The 16,498-nt window shown below is 69.0% G+C and carries 14 protein-coding genes; 11 read left to right on the forward strand and 3 right to left on the reverse strand.

Features of this window, described 5'->3' with window-relative positions:
* Window positions 1–13 precede the first annotated feature (13 nt).
* The 11 genes from xerC (at window position 14) to hslU (ending at window position 12,787) form a co-directional block, all read left to right on the forward strand.
* Entirely contained in the window at window positions 14–1,003 is a 990-nt protein-coding gene (gene xerC / locus GO999_RS16445; RefSeq protein WP_211906413.1) for a tyrosine recombinase XerC, read from the forward strand.
* A gap of 39 nt (window positions 1,004–1,042) precedes the next feature.
* Entirely contained in the window at window positions 1,043–2,236 is a 1,194-nt protein-coding gene (locus GO999_RS16450) for a class I SAM-dependent rRNA methyltransferase (protein WP_028860027.1), read from the forward strand.
* 146 nt (window positions 2,237–2,382) lie between these two features.
* Window positions 2,383–3,909 (forward strand): N-acetyl-D-hexosamine oxidase, encoded by a 1,527-nt coding sequence (locus GO999_RS16455; protein ID WP_011000017.1) that lies wholly within the window; start codon window positions 2,383–2,385, stop codon window positions 3,907–3,909.
* A gap of 12 nt (window positions 3,910–3,921) precedes the next feature.
* Window positions 3,922–5,178, forward strand: coding sequence for a lactonase family protein (locus GO999_RS16460; RefSeq protein WP_071012306.1), 1,257 nt, complete (start codon window positions 3,922–3,924; stop codon window positions 5,176–5,178).
* 88 nt (window positions 5,179–5,266) lie between these two features.
* Window positions 5,267–5,785, forward strand: a complete 519-nt coding sequence (locus GO999_RS16465; protein ID WP_011000015.1) for a Fur family transcriptional regulator — start codon at window positions 5,267–5,269, stop codon at window positions 5,783–5,785.
* The gene (locus GO999_RS16470; protein WP_211906414.1) at window positions 5,773–6,849 is read left to right on the forward strand and encodes a CobW family GTP-binding protein; all 1,077 of its coding nucleotides are present in this window, start codon (window positions 5,773–5,775) and stop codon (window positions 6,847–6,849) included. Before GO999_RS16465 ends, GO999_RS16470 begins: the two co-directional genes overlap by 13 nt.
* 409 nt (window positions 6,850–7,258) lie before the next feature.
* The gene (dksA, locus tag GO999_RS16475) at window positions 7,259–7,678 is read left to right on the forward strand and encodes an RNA polymerase-binding protein DksA (RefSeq protein WP_011000013.1); all 420 of its coding nucleotides are present in this window, start codon (window positions 7,259–7,261) and stop codon (window positions 7,676–7,678) included.
* A gap of 69 nt (window positions 7,679–7,747) precedes the next feature.
* Window positions 7,748–9,046, forward strand: a complete 1,299-nt coding sequence (gene zigA / locus GO999_RS16480; RefSeq protein ID WP_111374655.1) for a zinc metallochaperone GTPase ZigA — start codon at window positions 7,748–7,750, stop codon at window positions 9,044–9,046.
* Window positions 9,047–9,146: 100 nt separating this feature from the next.
* A complete protein-coding gene (locus GO999_RS16485) occupies window positions 9,147–10,739 on the forward strand; it encodes an ABC transporter substrate-binding protein (protein WP_016722623.1) in 1,593 nt (530 codons plus the stop codon).
* A 145-nt stretch (window positions 10,740–10,884) separates the two neighbouring features.
* Window positions 10,885–11,421 carry an ATP-dependent protease subunit HslV gene (gene hslV / locus GO999_RS16490; RefSeq protein WP_011000010.1) on the forward strand — a complete coding sequence of 179 codons (537 nt, stop codon included), beginning with the start codon at window positions 10,885–10,887 and terminating at the stop codon, window positions 11,419–11,421.
* A gap of 34 nt (window positions 11,422–11,455) precedes the next feature.
* On the forward strand, window positions 11,456–12,787 hold the full coding sequence (gene hslU / locus GO999_RS16495) for an ATP-dependent protease ATPase subunit HslU (RefSeq protein ID WP_028860022.1): 1,332 nt from the start codon (window positions 11,456–11,458) through the stop codon (window positions 12,785–12,787).
* A gap of 216 nt (window positions 12,788–13,003) precedes the next feature.
* On the opposite strand, the gene GO999_RS16500 is transcribed toward hslU, so the two are convergent.
* The 3 genes from GO999_RS16500 to GO999_RS16510 form a co-directional block, all read right to left on the reverse strand.
* Window positions 13,004–14,296, reverse strand: a complete 1,293-nt coding sequence (locus GO999_RS16500) for a hypothetical protein (RefSeq protein ID WP_016726757.1) — start codon at window positions 14,294–14,296, stop codon at window positions 13,004–13,006.
* 197 nt (window positions 14,297–14,493) lie between these two features.
* Complete coding sequence (locus GO999_RS16505; RefSeq protein ID WP_011000007.1) at window positions 14,494–15,072, reverse strand: response regulator transcription factor; 579 nt, start codon at window positions 15,070–15,072, stop codon at window positions 14,494–14,496.
* Window positions 15,073–15,118: 46 nt separating this feature from the next.
* Window positions 15,119–16,465 (reverse strand): ATP-binding protein, encoded by a 1,347-nt coding sequence (locus GO999_RS16510; RefSeq protein WP_028860020.1) that lies wholly within the window; start codon window positions 16,463–16,465, stop codon window positions 15,119–15,121.
* Window positions 16,466–16,498: the final 33 nt, after the last annotated feature.

A 16,498-nucleotide genomic window follows, 5' to 3' on the forward strand; every position in this document is an offset into this window, starting at 1 on the left:
TCGCGCCGCCGCCATGCCGCCGTCTGCACCCGACGATGACCGCGACGCCCCCGCGCCGCCCCATCCGCAGATCGCGGCCTACCTCGACGCGCTGAAGTTCGAGCGCAAGCTGTCGCAGCACACGCTGGCGAGCTACGCCCGCGAGCTGGCCGTGCTGCAGCAGCTCGGCGCGCGGTTCGCGGCGGGCATCGACCTGATGCGGCTGCAGCCGCACCACATCCGCCGCATGATGGCGCAGCTGCACGGCGGCGGCCTGTCGGGCCGCAGCATCGCGCGGGCACTGTCGGCGTGGCGCGGCTGGTACCAGTGGCTGGCGCCGCGTGATGCGGCCGTCACCGCCAACCCGGTCGACGGCATCCGCGCGCCCAAGAGCCCGAAGCGGCTGCCCAAGGCGCTCTCGGTCGAACAGGCCGTCGCACTGATGGAGCAGTTGCCCGGCGACGACCCCGAAGCCGTCCGCGACCGCGCCGTCAACGAGCTGTTCTATTCGTGCGGGCTGCGGCTGTCGGAACTGGTCGGGCTCGACCTGCGCCACGCGCAGGCCGGCGACTACGCCTCGGCGAGCTGGCTCGACCTGGAGGCACGCGAAGTGACGGTGCTCGGCAAGGGCAACAAGCGTCGGACCGTACCGGTGGGCAGCAAGGCCGCCGAGGCCCTGGCCGCGTGGCTGGCGGTGCGCCCGCAGCTGGCGCAGCCCGACGCCGCCCCGGAAGACGCCCACGCGCTGTTCCTGTCGGCGCGCGGCAAGCGGCTGGCGCAGCGGCAGATCCAGACCCGGATGAAGCGCAACGCCATCGCCGCGGGCGTGCCGGCGGACGTGCATCCGCACGTGCTGCGGCATTCGTTCGCCACGCACATGCTGCAATCCTCCGGCGACCTGCGCGCGGTGCAGGAACTGCTCGGGCACGCCAGCATCGCCAGCACGCAGGTTTATACTTCGCTCGATTTCCAGCACCTGGCCAAGATCTACGATCAGGCCCACCCGCGCGCAAAGAAGAAATGACGCGCCGCCCGGGCAACCGGGCATTCCCATCCCAGCCGTATGCAAACCCTGATTCTCAAGCCCGGCAAGGAGCGCTCGCTGCTGCGCCGGCACCCGTGGATATTCGCCAACGCCATCGACCGCGTGGAAGGCCGCCCGGCCTCCGGCACCACCATGGTGGTCCGCGCGCATGACGGCCGCTTCCTGGCCCGCGCCGCGTTCAGCCCCACCTCGCAGATCCGCGCGCGGGTGTGGTCCTTCGATGAAGCCGAGCCGATCGATCACGCCTTCTTCAAGCGCCGCATCGCCGCCGCCGTGGCGTACCGGCGCGACTGGGTGCGCGACACCGACGCCGTGCGCCTGGTCATGGGCGAGGCCGACGGCCTGCCCGGCCTGATCGTCGACCAGTACGGCACGCTCGCCGCCGGCCAGCTGGTGTGCCAGTTCAGCGCGACCGGCGTCGAGCACTGGAAGGAGGCGATCGTCGCCGCGCTGGTCAAGGAGACCGGCTGCCCCAACGTGTACGAACGCTCGGACGTGAGCGTGCGCGAGCGCGAGGGCCTGCCGCAGCAGACCGGCGTGCTGGCCGGCGCCGAGCCGCCCGCCGACCTGTCGGCCACCGAGCACGGCGTGCGCTACTACGTGGACGCGCGCGCCGGCCACAAGACCGGCTTCTACGTGGACCAGCGCGACAACCGCGCGCTGGTCGGCGCGCTGGCGCGGGACCGCGACGTGCTCAACTGCTTCTGCTACACCGGCGGCTTCTCGCTGGCGGCGCTCAAGGGCGGGGCGCGCTCGGTGGTCTCGATCGACTCGTCGGGCGAGGCGCTGGCGGTGGCCGAGCGCAACGTCGCGCTCAACGGCTTCGATGCGGCGCGCGCCGAATGGCTGGATGCCGATGTCTTCAAGTCACTGCGCAACTTCCGCGCCGAGGGCCGCCAGTTCGACCTGATCGTGCTGGACCCGCCCAAGTTCGCCGCCTCCGCGCAGCAGGTGGACCGCGCCGCGCGAGCCTACAAAGAGATCAACCTGGTCGGCCTGCAGTTGCTGCGGCCGGGCGGCCTGCTGTTCACGTATTCATGCTCGGGCGCCATCGACGCCGACCTGTTCCAGAAGATCGTGGCCGGCGCGGCGGCCGATGCCCGGGTGACGGCGCGCATCCAGCGGCGGCTCTCGGCCGGGCTGGACCATCCGCTGCTCGCCAGCTTCCCCGAAGGCGAATACCTCAAGGGCCTGCTGCTGCAGGTGGGCTGACGGCGCGCCATCGCGGCCCGCGATCTGCCGTGGAATCCGGGCAGGCGAGCGACTAAGTTGGAACCTCCGGGCCCGCGCCGCCGGCGTGCGGCCCGACCCCAACTCCGTTTGCGCAACGCTTGCGCAAACCCGACCGGGAGTCGCCGATGACGCTCGATGTGACCCGCCAGGATCCCCGCTACGACACGCTCCGGCACGGCTTCAACCTGCGCTGGCCATCGAGCGACGCGCAGGCCGCCGGCCGCATCGCCCTGTGCGAGAAGACCGACGAGGTGGCGCCCGCGCTCCAGCGCATCATCGACACGGGCATGCGCCCCACGGTGCGCAGCGGCGGCCATTGCTACGAAGACTTCGTCAGCAACAACCCCGGCGGCGTGATCGTCGACCTCAGCCTGCTGAATGCGCCCGAGGTCCGCGCCGACGGCGCCGTGCGCGTCCCCGCCGGCATGCAGAACTGGAACGGCGCGCTCGAGCTCTACAAGCGCCACGGCGTGACGCTGCCGGGCGGCTCGTGCTATTCGGTGGGCGCGGGCGGGCACATCAGCGGCGGCGGCTACGGGCTGCTGTCGCGCCTGCAGGGCCTGACGGTGGATTGGCTGAGCGCCGTCGACATCGTCACCGTCGACAAGCAGGGCAGGGCCGCGCCACGCACGGTCGACGCGGCGCGCGATCCGGACCTGTTCCGCGCCTGCCGCGGCGCGGGCGGCGGCAACTTCGGCATCATCACCAGCTATACCTTCGCCAGGCTGCCCGAGGCACCGCGCGAAGTCGCCCTCGCCACCGTGGCCTTCGACTGGGCCGCCATGACGCCCGAGCGCTTCGCCGAACTGCTGCGCCTCTACGGCGACTACTGGGCGACACGCGGCAAGGACCCGGACACGTGGGGCCTGTTCTCCCTGCTCAAGCTGACGCACAAGTCCGCCGGGCAGATCGTGATGCTCACGCAGTTCTGCAACCCCGACGGCACCTGCCGCGACCTCTCTGTCCTCAACGATTTCCTGGCCCGCTTCCAGGTCTGCGCGCCGGTGCCGGCCAGGGCGCGCCCGCCGGGTTATGGCCCCGCGCACCGGCAGGGCGTGGGGCAGCTGCTCTGCTCCAAGCCGCACACCGTCGTCCAGTACGACTGGCTGACCGCCACGCAGTCTCTGAACGGCTCGGGCCCGAACCAGCGCGGCAAGTACAAGTCGGCCTACATGAAGCGCGGCTTCACGGCGCGCGAGGCGCAGCGCATCTACACGCATCTCACGCGCACCGTGCAGGGCATCGACCTGAGCCAATCGCTGCTGCAGGTCGACTCGTACGGCGGCGCCGTCAACAAGGCCGAGCGCATCGCCGACACGGCCGTGCCCCAGCGCGCTTCCGTCATGAAGCTGCAGTACCAGACCTACTGGACATCGGCCGCGGACGACGCCGGCCACCTGCGTTGGATCGGCGACTTCTACCGCGACGTCTACGGCACGCCCGACGTGAGCGCGCCGCATGCCGGCACGCCATACCCCGGCGACCGGTACGAGGGCTGCTACATCAACTACCCCGACGTCGACATGCTGGCCTATCCGTTCTGGCCGCAGCTCTATTACGGCGACGGCGATCTCTATGCGTTCCTGCAACGCGTCAAGCGCCGTTATGATCCGAACAACATCTTCCACCACGCGATGTCCGTGCGTCCGTGAGGAGGAACGACGATGACCCGTTTCAACCGCTTTCGCAGAACCCTCATGCAGTGGACCGGTAGCCTGCCCTTGCTGGGCGCATTGCCTCTTTCCAAGCTTGCCCAGGCGCAGGGCGCCGAGCAGCCCGCCGCCTCCGGCACGCCGCCGGCCGGCGGCACGCGAGCGCCGCGCTTCGCCTATGTCGGCACCTATACGTTCGACGCGCCGGGCGGCACGGCGGGCGGGCCCCCCGCGCGCGGCATCTACGTGCTGGCGCCGCGCGGCGATGCCTGGTCGCAGGTGCAGGTGGTGGAGAGCGCCAACCCGTCGTTCCTGGCGGTGCACCCGAATCAGCGCTGCCTGTACGCCATCAACGAGATCGATGTCTACGAAGGCCGCGCCACCGGCACCGCCGAGGCCTATGCCATCGACCCGCGCGACGGCCGGCTGACGCTGCTGAACCGGCAGCCGCTGTCGCTGTCGGGCACGATTCCCGCGCACGTGGCGGTGTCGCCGGACGGGCAGCACCTGGCCGTGGCACTGTACGGCGGCGGCGCGTACAACGTGCTGCCGATCGGCGCGGACGGCAGGCTGGGCAGCGTCTCGGGCCTGTTCAAGGACACCGGCTCCGGGCCCGACACCGCGCGCCAGGAGGCGCCGCACGCCCACATGGTGCTGTTCGACCCGACCGGCCGGCACATCCTGGGCACGGATCTCGGCACCGACCGCATCAACGTGTTCGCGCTGGAAGACGGCAAGCTGACGCCGCGCGACCGCGCCCAGCTCAAGCCCGGCGGCGGCCCGCGCCACCTGGCGCTGCATCCGTCCAGCAAGCTGCTCTACGTCATCAGCGAATTGGACGGCACCGTGGCCTGCCACGGCTACGACCCCGCCACGGGGCGCGTGCTGGACGAGCGCCAGCGCATCGCCACCACGCCGGCCGACTACACCGGGCAGAAGAGCGGCGCGGCGCTGGTGATGCACCCGTCGGGGCGCTTCCTGTATGCCTCCAACCGGCGGCTGAAATCGGAGCACCCGCTGGCCGACAGCATCGCCGCGTTCAGCATCGACCCGGCCTCCGGCAGGCTCGCCGCCCTCCAGTACTGGAGCGAGGGCCTGCGCTTCCCGCGCGCGCTGACCATGGCGGACGACGGCCGCCACCTCTACGCGCTGAGCCAGAAGGGCGACACGATCCTGCGCCTGCGCATCGACGACGCCACCGGCAGGCTGGATCAGCCGGCCGTGGTCTCCAACGTGCCGACGCCGGTGTGCCTGGTGTTCGCCGGCTAGCCGGACATCGGGCACATCCGGGACGGCACGACGCCGCCCAGTTGCAACTGAATTGCGGCAGGAGCGCAGGGCTGGGTACAATGGCCGGATGAACAGCCCGGCTCCACGCGACGTTCCCACCACTTCTCATCCGGATGCGCCCGAAGCGGCGGCCCGGGCGCGCCTGCGCGGGCTGGGCAGCCGCGTGACCGAGCCGCGCGTGCGCGTGCTGGCCGCACTGATGCAGGGCGATGCCCCGCTGTCGCACCAGGCCGTCTGCGACGCGCTGCCCGCCGATGCCGGCATCGACCGCGTGACGGTCTACCGCGTGCTCGACTGGCTGGTGGCCGGCGGCATCGTCCACAAGACGGCCGGCGCCGACCGCGTGTTCCGCTTCAGCCTCGCCGAGCACGACGCCGCGCGCGAAGCCGCGCACCGGGCCCACAGCCACTTCCACTGCACCCAGTGCGGGCGGGACTTCTGCCTGGAAACGGCCACGCCGCCGGCCGTGCCGACGCCCGCCCTGCCTGCCGGCTTCGCCGCCGACCACGCCGAACTCACCATCAAGGGCTGCTGCGCCGACTGCGCCGCCCGCCACCAGACAGGAAACGCACCATGTCCAAACTGATCCCGGTCACCATCCTGACGGGCTTTCTCGGCAGCGGGAAGACCACGCTGCTCAAGCGCATCCTGACCGAACAGCACGGCATGAAGATCGCCGTGATCGAGAACGAGTTCGGCGAGGAGAACATCGACAACGACATCCTCGTGCAGGACGGCAACGAGCAGATCGTGCAGATGAGCAACGGCTGCATCTGCTGCACCATCCGCGGCGACCTGGTGGCCGCGCTGTCCGACCTGCTCACGCGCCGCGACAAGGGCGAGCTGCAGTTCGACCGCGTGGTCATCGAGACCACCGGCGTGGCCAACCCGGGCCCGGTCGCGCAGACCTTCTTCATGGACGACGAGATCGCCGCCCGCTACCTGCTGGACGCCGTCATCACGCTGGTCGACGCCAAGCACGGCAACCAGCAGCTCGACAAGCAGGAGGAAGCGCAGCGCCAGGTGGGCTTCGCCGACGCGATCTTCATCACCAAGGGCGACCTGGTCTCCGACGACGACGTCGAGGCGCTGCGCCACCGCCTGCTGCACATGAACCCGCGCGCGCCGATCCGCACCGCCAACTTCGGCGAGGCGCCGATCGACACCATCTTCGACCTGCGCGGCTTCAACCTGAACGCCAAGCTGGAGATCGACCCCGACTTCCTGCGCGAGGACGACCACGGTCATGAGCACAACCACGCCTGCTCGCCCGACTGCGATCACGATCACGAGCATGGCCACGATCACCATCACGGGCACGGCCATCACCACCATCACGGCCACGCGCACCATACCGACCGCATCGCCTCGTTCGTCTTCCGCAGCGAACGGCCGTTCAACTACACCAAGCTGGAGGAATTCCTCTCCGGCGTGCTCAACGTCTACGGCGAGAAGCTGCTGCGCTACAAGGGCGTGCTGTACATGGAGGGCGTCGACCGCAAGGTAGTGTTCCAGGGCGTGCACCAGCTGATGGGCAGCGACGTGGGCGGCAAGTGGGACGGCGAGACGCCGGGCAACCGCATGGTCTTCATCGGCGTGGACCTGCCGCGCGACACCATCCTGAAGGGCCTGGAGAACTGCCTGGCCTGACGCGGCCGCCGCCCCCCTCGTTTGCGGCGCGCGGCCCGGGACGTCCGGGCCGCATTTCATGTCCGTGTTTCTCCGATAGTTCGGGTAAGATCGTTCAGATACAATAGATCGATTCGATGTACGTCGTCCTAGGCAGGCCCGGCAGGAGGAGCAGGCAATGGTGACGTCAAGGACCAAGGACGGGCGCGGCGCCAACGGCGGCGGACAGCCCGGAACAGTACCGGCAGCAGCCCAGGCTGCGCCAGCCACCCGGAACAGAGCGGCAGGGGGCGCCGCTGCCGGGAAGGCGACAGGAGGCACGCGGAGCGGCAAGCCCGCCGCCAGCCAGAACATGTCCGGCGCATCCCCGCGCGAGGACAACGCGACAGCCGACACGGCGCGCGATTTACCAGGATCATCCGCAGCAACCATGAGCAGCAAGAAACTACTCACCGAAGCCGAAATCCTGAAGATGGGCGACAAGGATTACATGAACGAGGCCCAGCTCGCCTTCTTCAAGGACCGGCTTGAAAAGCTCCGCGACGACATTCTCAAGAATGCCGGCCAGACCACCGAGCACCTGCGCGAAACCGTGATCGTGCCGGACCCGGCCGACCGCGCCACGATCGAGGAAGAACACGCGCTGGAACTGCGCACCCGCGATCGCGAGCGCAAGCTGCTCAAGAAGGTCGAGCAGTCGATCGCCCGCATCGACGAGGGCAACTATGGCTACTGCGACGAAACCGGCGAGCCGATCGGCATCCCGCGTCTGCTGGCCCGCCCGACCGCCACGCTGACGCTGGAGGCGCAGGAGCGCCGCGAAAAGCGCCAGAAGCTGTTTGGCGACTGACGTGCTCGTCGACCCAGCCTGACCCCGCAGCCCGGTGATCGCCGGGCTGTTTGCTTTGTAGGCACTGCCATGACTCGACCCCTTCCCGTCACCGTGCTGTCCGGCTTCCTCGGCGCCGGCAAGACCACGCTGCTCAACCACGTGCTCGCCAACCGCGAGGGCAAGCGCGTGGCCGTGATCGTCAACGACCTGTCGGACGTCAACATCGACGCGCAGCTCGTGGGCGACGGCACCGCCACGAGCGCCCAGCTCTCGCGCACCGATGAGCGCATGGTGGAGCTGTCCAACGGCTGCATCTGCTGCACACTGCGCGAGGACCTGCTCGACGAGATCGCCCGCCTGGCGCGCGAAGACCGCTTCGACTACCTGCTGATCGAATCGACCGGCGTGGCCGAGCCGCTGCCCATCGCCGAGACCTTCACCTTCGAGGATGCCGAAGGCCGGCTGCTGTCCGACCTGGCCCGGCTCGACACCATGGTGACGGTGGTCGACGCCCAGCACTTCCTGGCCGACTACGACGCCGCCGACTTCCTCGCCGACCGCGGCCAGGCCCGCGACGAGGACGATGACCGCACCGTGGTCGACCTGCTGATCGAGCAGGTCGAGTTCTGCGACGTGATCGTGCTCAACAAGACCGACCTGGTGGACGAAGCCGAGCGCGAGCGGCTGGCCGGCATCCTGCATTCGCTGAACCCGCGCGCGCGCATCCTGCCGGCGTCGTTCGGCCACGTGCCGCTGGACGCGATCCTGAACACCCACCGCTTCGATTTCGACGCCGCCGCCGCTGCGCCCGCGTGGCTGGCCGAACTGCGCGGCGAACACGTGGCCGAGACCGAAGCGCTCGGCATCCGCAGCTTCGTCTACCGCCGCCGCCGGCCCTTCCACCCGCAGCGCCTGTGGGACCTGATGCATACCGAATGGCTGCGCGAGCACGGCCGCGTGCTGCGCTCCAAGGGCTACTTCTGGCTGGCGCCGCGCATGGACGTGGCCGGCAGCTGGGGGCAGGCCGGCGGCGTGATGCGTCACGGCGGCGCCGGTGCCTGGTGGGCCGCCGTCGACACGGCCGAATGGCCCGACGAGGACGAAGCCCGTACCGACATCGCCGACAAGATGCTCGACAACGGCGCGCCCGCGCCGTGGGGCGACCGCCGCCAGGAACTGGTCTTCATCGGCATCGACCTGGACGAGGCCGCGCTGGCGGCGAGCCTGGACGCCTGCCTGCTGACCGACGCCGAATTCGCCGCCGGCCCCGCGGCCTGGGCCGAGCTGCCCGACCCGTTCCCCGACTGGGGCTTCGACGACGACCACGGCGAAGCGGAAGACGACCACGAGCACGGCGACGACTGCGACTGCGGTCATCCCCACTAAATCGGGGTTGCCCCCGCTTCACCAGCATTGACACCGGTGTCGCCCGGTCCCGACAATCCCCCGAGCGCTTGAACACGTTTTAACATTTCGGGGAGTCGTCATGCTGGTCCTGCGTCTGCTGCGCGCCGCGAGTGCGGTCGCCACGCTGTCCCTTGCCATGGCGCTCGCACCCGCCACGGCCCACGCGCAGCCGCCGTCCACGCTGGTGGTCGGCCTGTCGGGCGACATCACCTCGCTCGACCCGCACTTCCACAACGTCACCCCCAACGCGAACGTCGCCGAGCACCTGTTCGAGACGCTGGTCGCCAAGGACGACAAGATGCGCATGCGGCCCGGCCTGGCGATCTCCTGGCGGGCCGTCAGCGACACCGTGTGGGAGCTCAAGCTGCGCCCCGGCGTGCAGTTCCACGACGGCAGCGAATTCACCTCGGCCGACGTGGTGTACTCGCTGGCCCGGCCGGCCACCATCAAGAACAGCCCGTCGCCGTACACCATCTACACACGCGGCTTCAAGGACGTCACGGCGCTCGACAAGCTGACCGTGCGCATCACCACCAACGGACCGTACCCGCTGGTGCCGAACGACCTGTCGACCCTCTACATCGTGTCGAAGAAGGCCGCCGAGAAAGCCGGCCCCGACGATTTCAACAACGGCCGCGCGCTGATCGGCACCGGACCGTACAAGTTCGTCTCGTTCACCAAGGGCGACCGCTTGGAGCTGGCGCGCAACGACGCCTACTGGGGCAAGAAGCCGCAATGGGATCGCGTGACGCTGCGCATCCTGACCGCCGACGCCTCGCGCGTGGCCGCGCTGCTGGCCGGCGACGTGCAGGTCATCGAGAGCGTGCCGCCGCCCGACATCAAAAGGCTGGCGGCCAATCCGGCGGTCTCGGTGTTCAAGATGCCGGCGTTCCGCCTGATGTACCTGCACATGGATTCGGCGCGCGAGGTCTCGCCGTTCGTGACCGACAAGGCCGGCCGGCCGCTGGCGAAGAACCCGCTCAAGGACGTGCGCGTGCGCCAGGCGATCTCGCTGGCGATCTCGCGCCAGGCCATCGCCGACCACGTCATGGAAGGCGCGGCCGAGCCGACCGGTCAGCTCATCAACAGCACGCTGTTCGGCCACGTGCCCGGCCTGAAGGCGCCGGTGGCCGACGTGGCCGCCGCGAAGACACTGCTGGCCCAGGCCGGCTACCCCGACGGCTTCGGCATCACGCTGCACGCCACCAACAACCGCTACGTCAACGACCACCGCGTCGCGCAGGCGATCGCGTCGATGCTCACGCGCGTGGGCATCGCCACCCGGGTGGAGACCATGCCGTCGGCCACGTTCTTCATGCGCGCCAACAAGCTGGAGTTCTCGTTCCTGCTGGCCGGCTGGGGCGCGGATACGGGCGAGGCCAGCTCCTGCCTGAAGGCCCTGCTGGCCACCTACGACCCGGCGCGCGGCTGGGGCGCCTCCAACCGGGGCCGCTACTCCAGCCCCGCGCTCGACGCCAAGCTGGCCGAGGCCCTGCAGACGCTCGACGACGCCAGGCGCGAGAAGCTGCTGCAGGAGGCGACGGAGATCGGCATGCGCGAGGCCGGGGTGATTCCGCTCTACTTCAACATCAACGCCTGGGCGGCGCGCAAGGGCTACACGGTGGTGCCGCACCTGGACGACCGCACCCACGCCTTCGAGGTGACGCGCTAACCGCATCGAAGCGGCTCATGGCGCACAAATCCACGCGCGGCGCACGGGAATCGAGGCTTGAAATCCTGACGGCCGGCGTCAAGTATGGGACGCTTTGACCAGCCCGCTGGGGGCCCGGTCTTTGCAGGACCCAAGGAACAAGCGCATGGAACAGTATCACGGCACCACCATCGTCAGCGTGCGGCGCGGCAACCAGGTCGCGCTCGGCGGCGACGGCCAGGTCACGCTGGGCAACATCGTGATGAAGGGCACGGCCCGCAAGGTGCGCACCATTTACGACGGCAAGGTGCTGGTGGGCTTTGCCGGCGCCACGGCCGACGCGTTCTCGCTGCTGGACCGCTTCGAGGCCAAGCTGCAGAAATACCAGGGCCACCTGCTGCGTGCCGCCGTCGACCTCGCCAAGGACTGGCGCACCGACCGCGCGCTGCGCCACCTCGAGGCCATGCTGATCGTCGCCGACCGTGAATCGACGCTGGTCATCACCGGCAACGGCGACGTGCTGGACCCGGAAGGCGGCATCGCCGCGATCGGCTCGGGCGGCGCGTACGCGCAGTCGGCGGCCAAGGCGCTGATGGAGAACACCGAGCTTGCGCCGCGCGACGTGGTGGAGAAATCGCTGAGGATCGCCGGCGAGCTCTGCATCTACACCAACACCAATTTCGTGATCGAGACGCTGGAATAAGCCCGGCTCGACCGCACGCATCGACAGAACATCCATGCCCGAGACCATGACCCCGTCGGAAATCGTTTCCGAACTCGACAAGCACATCATCGGCCAGCAGAAGGCCAAGAAGGCCGTGGCCGTGGCGCTGCGCAACCGCTGGCGCCGCCAGCAGGTGGCCGACCCGCTGCGCCAGGAGATCACGCCCAAGAACATCCTGATGATCGGCCCGACCGGCGTGGGCAAGACCGAGATCGCCCGGCGCCTGGCCAAGCTGGCCGACGCGCCCTTCATCAAGATCGAGGCGACCAAGTTCACCGAGGTCGGCTATGTCGGCCGCGACGTCGACACCATCGTGCGCGACCTGGCCGAGATGGCCGTCAAGCAGACGCGCGAATCCGAGATGAAGAAGGTGCGCGCCAAGGCCGAGGACGCCGCCGAAGACCGCCTGCTGGACGTGCTGATCCCGCCGCCGCGCGACATCGGCTTCGCGCAGCCGGAGGAGAAGGACTCCAACGCGCGCCAGGTCTTCCGCAAGAAGCTGCGCGAGGGCCAGCTCGACGACAAGGAGATCGAGCTCGAGGTCGCGGCCGGCATGCCCGGCATGGACATCATGGGCCCGCCGGGCATGGAAGAGATGACCGAGCAGATCCGCTCGATGTTCGCGGGCCTGGGCCAGGGCAAGAAGCACCGCCGCAAGATGAAGGTGCACGAGGCCTTCAAGCTGCTGGTGGAGGAAGAGGCCGGCAAGCTCGTCAACGAAGAGGAGCTCAAGCACAAGGCCATCGCCAATGTCGAGCAGAACGGCATCGTGTTCCTCGACGAGATCGACAAGATCACCAGCCGCAGCGAACACGGCGGCGGCGAAGTGTCGCGCCAGGGCGTGCAGCGCGACCTGCTGCCGCTGGTGGAGGGCACCACCGTGAGCACCAAGTACGGGATGATCAAGACCGACCACATCCTGTTCATCGCCTCGGGCGCGTTCCAGCTGTCCAAGCCGAGCGACCTGATCCCCGAACTGCAGGGCCGCTTCCCGATCCGGGTGGAGCTCGATTCGCTGTCGGTGGATGACTTCCAGGCCATCCTGACGCAGACCGACGCGAGCCTCACCAAGCAGTACCAGGCGCTGATGAAGACCGAAGACGTCGAGCTCGTGTTCGCCGACGACGGCATCCGCCGCCTGGCGGAGATCGCGTTCTCGGTCAACGAGAAGGTCGAGAACATCGGCGCGCGCCGCCTGTACACGGTGATGGAGCGCCTGCTCGAAGACCTGTCGTTCCACGCGCACAAGTCGTCGGGCGAGACGGTGACCGTCGACGCGGCCTATGTCGACAGCCGCCTGAACGAGCTGGCCGGCAGCGAAGACCTGTCGCGCTACGTGCTGTAAGCACCGCGCCACACAGCCGCGTCACGCACAACGGGCCGCATCGGTGACGATGCGGCCCGTTGTCGTATCGGATGCAATCAAGGCGATCCATATCGCGCATGGCGCGGTGTGCGCGGGCGTCGGATCCGCCATCCGGCTGGCAAGGTGCGCAGTAACCCGAACGCATGCCGTGCCCGCTCCGTGCGCCGAGCGGGCACAGGCCGGCCTTTCAGGTCGTCACTCGGTCGTCCGGATCAAGGACTTCAGCTGCTCAAAGTTGCTCAATTCGGCGCAGAAGTGTCCGGCCTGCAGATGTGCGTCGTTGTCAGCAATGATCTGGCGCAGCGATGTCGATCTGATGCGATCGAGTGCGCTGTCCAGGTAGGCCACCGTTTCGGGCGAGAACTCGTCGCTGGCCTGACCGGCTGCCGTCGCGAGATCGAGCGTCGCCAGAGCCGGCAGCAGCGATGTCTCGAAGTAGTTCGGCGCCTTGGCGTCCTCCAGGTGGCGCTGCTCGCCAGCCGTCAGCGATGCCGGGGCCTTCCCCCGCAGGTACGCTTCCAGCTCGCGCTGCAACTGCACGAGCTGGAGGATCGCAATGCTGCGATGCAGGCGCTCGATAAACGCCTGCTCGTCCGGCGCGCGGCCCAGCGGAGCGGTCGTCAGGATCTCCGTGCCAGCGTTGTACGCGATCGAGTCCGCATAGATCGCCTTGCCGGTACGCGCCAGCGTCAGTGTCATGCCGGCATGCCGGCTCAGGTCGGCCACGCTGTGCGTCTCCGCGAGCGGAAAGTCGTGCGGCCTCTGCTCCTCGCTATACAGCTTGGTCGCCGACTGCCGCACGTGAACCTCGCCCAGATGCGTGAACCGGCGCTCCGTCTTGTCCTTGGGCGTGGCCTCGAGCTGGTGCTTCTGATACAGCCGCGCGCCAGGAGCGTCCGCGTGCGTCTCCTCGTGGACCTGCTGGACGTAGGCCCCTTTCAGATGCTCGGTCTTCAGGTTCCATCGGTGCCGGTGCGGATCCTCCTCATCTTCCTGCGCCCTGCCGCCGGAGCGGAACTCATGGAGGCGCAACTGTCCGCCATCCAGCAGCGGCATCAGGAACGTCTTGGTGAATAACGCCGTCACGGCCGATTTGCTGCGGGATGCGCTGAGGAGCGCCGGGCTGACGGCAATGTGCCGGAGGATGCTTTCAACTTCCGCAAGCGACGCATCGGAGAAATGCAGCTGATCCTGGAATCCGGTCTCGGGACGCAGTTGCTTCATCTGGGCGTTGAGGCGATGCTGGACGTTGCGGTAATGCACCGCATCCTTGCCGACCTGATGCGCGACGCGGCGCAGTTTCGCTCGCAGCGGAAACACCGTCCCGCCTGCTGCGTTCCTGAGACGGGCCTTGGCCAGCGCGGAAAGCTCGGCAGTCTTGGCGCGCGCCGCTGGGGGGTGATCCTGGCTGGCCTCCACCTCGGGTACAGGGGAAGCAGGCAAGGTGGTATCGGCGCTGGCCGAAGGATTGATCTTGGTAAGAGGCATCCGTACACCTATGTCATATTCGGTTGAATAGACATTTCAGACTCTGTGAGATCGTTCCTGGCCGCAAGACGCGTGCGAAAGCCCTTCGCCTGGCGACGAAGTTTTTCGGCTCCGAGGCCATGCGCAGCGGAACCGGAGGCGCGTGCCGGCTGTCCGCGGCCGCTGCTGTTGCAGACGGCGCGGATAGCCGGACCGACCTATTTGGCCACCGGGCGCTTGCCCAGCTTGCGCTGCAGCGTGCGCCGGTGCATGTTCAGCGCGCGCGCGGTGGCGGAGATGTTGCCGCCGTGCTCGGACAGCACGCGCTGGATGTGCTCCCACTCCAGCCGCGCCACCGACAGCGGCGCCGGGTTCTCCATGGTCTGCTCGGCCACCGCTTCGGACACGCCCACCTGCAGCGCGAGCAGGATCGAATCGACATTGGCCGGCTTGGCCAGGTATTCGTCCGCGCCCAGCTTCACCGCCTGCACGGCGGTGGCGATGCTGGCATAGCCGGTCAGCACCAGCATGCGCGCCTCGGGCAGCGCCTGGCGCAGCGGGGCGATCCAGTGCAGGCCGGAATCGGTGCCCCCGTGCGGCATCAGGCCCCGGTCGCTGGCGGCCAGGTGCAGGTCGACCGTCACGTACGCGAAGGGCGTCTGGCGGGCCAGCGACAGCGCCTCGCCGCCGGTATGGGCGATCTGCGGCGCGAAGCCGCGGCGGGTCAGGGCACGCGCGAGCGTCTGCGCGAACACGTCATCGTCGTCGAGGATCAGGAAGGGGGCGGGTTGCTGCATGGTGTTTCTCCGGACCGCGCTGACCGCGGCCTCATCAGATCGTCAATCAGGTCAACAGGGTCGGCGCACCGATGGCGGGTGCGGCCGGTTGTGCATTAGGACCCGCCGCGGGCAGCCGCAGTTCTGCGATCGCGCCCTGCGGCGGGTTGGAACGCAGCTCGACGGTGCCGCCCAGCCGGCGCGCCGTGGTCGCCGCCAGGTAGAGGCCGATGCCATGGCCGCCGTGGCGGCTCGGCACGGGCGTGCGGCCGAGCGCGGTGCGCAGGTCGTCCGGCACGCCCAGGCCGGTATCGACCACCGACAGCACGATCTGCCGGGGCGCCTCGCGCACGGTGTCCACGTTGGCATCGATCCTGGCGGTCAGCAGCAGCGGCACCTGATCGCGCCCGGCCTGCTGCTGGCTGCGCGCCGCGTTGTCGAGCAGGATGGTGAGGATCTGGCCGACACTGACCGCGTCCAGTTCCACCGCCTGCGCGGCCGGCGAGCTCTCGGTGTGCAGGCGGATGTCCGGATGGCGCAGCTGCCACGTCTGCGTGAAGGCCGGCAGCCACAGGCCGAGCGGCTCGGGCGTGCCGTCGTTCGGCTTGCGCTGCAGGCGCGCCAGCGCGGCGCGGCACAGCTCCAGCTGCTGCTCGATGGCGCGCAGGTCTTCGCGGTAAGGCGCCAGCGGCGAATCGGGCTGGCGGGCGTCGTGCTGCAGCTCGCCGGTGATGACGGCCACGGTGGACAGCGGCGTGCCCATCTCGTGCGCCACGCTGGCGCCCTGCGACACCAGCGCCTCGATGCGCTGCTCGCGCAGCAGGCGCTCGCGCGCGTCGGCGAGTTCGGCTTCGCGCTCGCGCAGCGCCGCCGACAGCCGCGCGGTGAACCCGGCGATCATGGCGCTGCTGGCGACGAAGTCGATCCACATGCCGGCGAGGTGATAAGGCACCGCATCCGCCTGGTCCAGCAGATCCAGCGGAATGTAGTTGCCCAGCATCACGCTGTAGGCCGCCAGCGCGTACAGCGTCAGCCCCACCACATGCGCGATCGGCAGCATGGCCGCGGCGATCGCCAGCGCAGGCAGATAGAACGACACGAAGGGGTTGGTCGCGCCGCCCGTGAAATACAGCAGCGCGGACAGCGCGGTCAGATCCACCAGCAGCTGGACGGTGATCTCGATGTGCCGCACCGGACGGTCGCGCCGCACTTGCCAGCCGGTCAGCAGGTTGAACAGCGCGTGCACGCCCATCACGCTCAGCAGCACCGCCACCGGCAGCTGCACGCCGAAGATGAGCGGCGCCAGCAGCATCAGGATCAGCTGCGTGGCCAGCAGGCTCCATCGCAGCCAGAACAGGCGGCGTAGACTGGACGTGTCGAGCGGTGGAGCGGCGAGCGGCAGGGTAGAGAGCATGGAGAACAAGTGTAAACGCCGCCAGCACGCAAG

The sequence above is a fragment of the Ralstonia nicotianae genome, assembly GCF_018243235.1.
Taxonomy (GTDB): domain Bacteria; phylum Pseudomonadota; class Gammaproteobacteria; order Burkholderiales; family Burkholderiaceae; genus Ralstonia; species Ralstonia nicotianae.

Excerpts from the sequence above, each read along its gene's own strand:
- xerC (WP_211906413.1), top strand. The coding sequence starts at position 14 with ATGCCGCCGTCTGCACCCGACGATGACCGCGACGCCCCCGCGCCGCCC.
- GO999_RS16450 (WP_028860027.1), top strand. The coding sequence starts at position 1,043 with ATGCAAACCCTGATTCTCAAGCCCGGCAAGGAGCGCTCGCTGCTGCGC.
- GO999_RS16455 (WP_011000017.1), top strand. The coding sequence starts at position 2,383 with ATGACGCTCGATGTGACCCGCCAGGATCCCCGCTACGACACGCTCCGG.
- GO999_RS16460 (WP_071012306.1), top strand. The coding sequence starts at position 3,922 with ATGACCCGTTTCAACCGCTTTCGCAGAACCCTCATGCAGTGGACCGGT.
- GO999_RS16465 (WP_011000015.1), top strand. The coding sequence starts at position 5,267 with ATGAACAGCCCGGCTCCACGCGACGTTCCCACCACTTCTCATCCGGAT.
- GO999_RS16470 (WP_211906414.1), top strand. The coding sequence starts at position 5,773 with ATGTCCAAACTGATCCCGGTCACCATCCTGACGGGCTTTCTCGGCAGC.
- dksA (WP_011000013.1), top strand. The coding sequence starts at position 7,259 with ATGAGCAGCAAGAAACTACTCACCGAAGCCGAAATCCTGAAGATGGGC.
- zigA (WP_111374655.1), top strand. The coding sequence starts at position 7,748 with ATGACTCGACCCCTTCCCGTCACCGTGCTGTCCGGCTTCCTCGGCGCC.
- GO999_RS16485 (WP_016722623.1), top strand. The coding sequence starts at position 9,147 with ATGCTGGTCCTGCGTCTGCTGCGCGCCGCGAGTGCGGTCGCCACGCTG.
- hslV (WP_011000010.1), top strand. The coding sequence starts at position 10,885 with ATGGAACAGTATCACGGCACCACCATCGTCAGCGTGCGGCGCGGCAAC.
- hslU (WP_028860022.1), top strand. The coding sequence starts at position 11,456 with ATGCCCGAGACCATGACCCCGTCGGAAATCGTTTCCGAACTCGACAAG.
- GO999_RS16500 (WP_016726757.1), bottom strand. The coding sequence starts at position 14,296 with ATGCCTCTTACCAAGATCAATCCTTCGGCCAGCGCCGATACCACCTTG.
- GO999_RS16505 (WP_011000007.1), bottom strand. The coding sequence starts at position 15,072 with ATGCAGCAACCCGCCCCCTTCCTGATCCTCGACGACGATGACGTGTTC.
- GO999_RS16510 (WP_028860020.1), bottom strand. The coding sequence starts at position 16,465 with ATGCTCTCTACCCTGCCGCTCGCCGCTCCACCGCTCGACACGTCCAGT.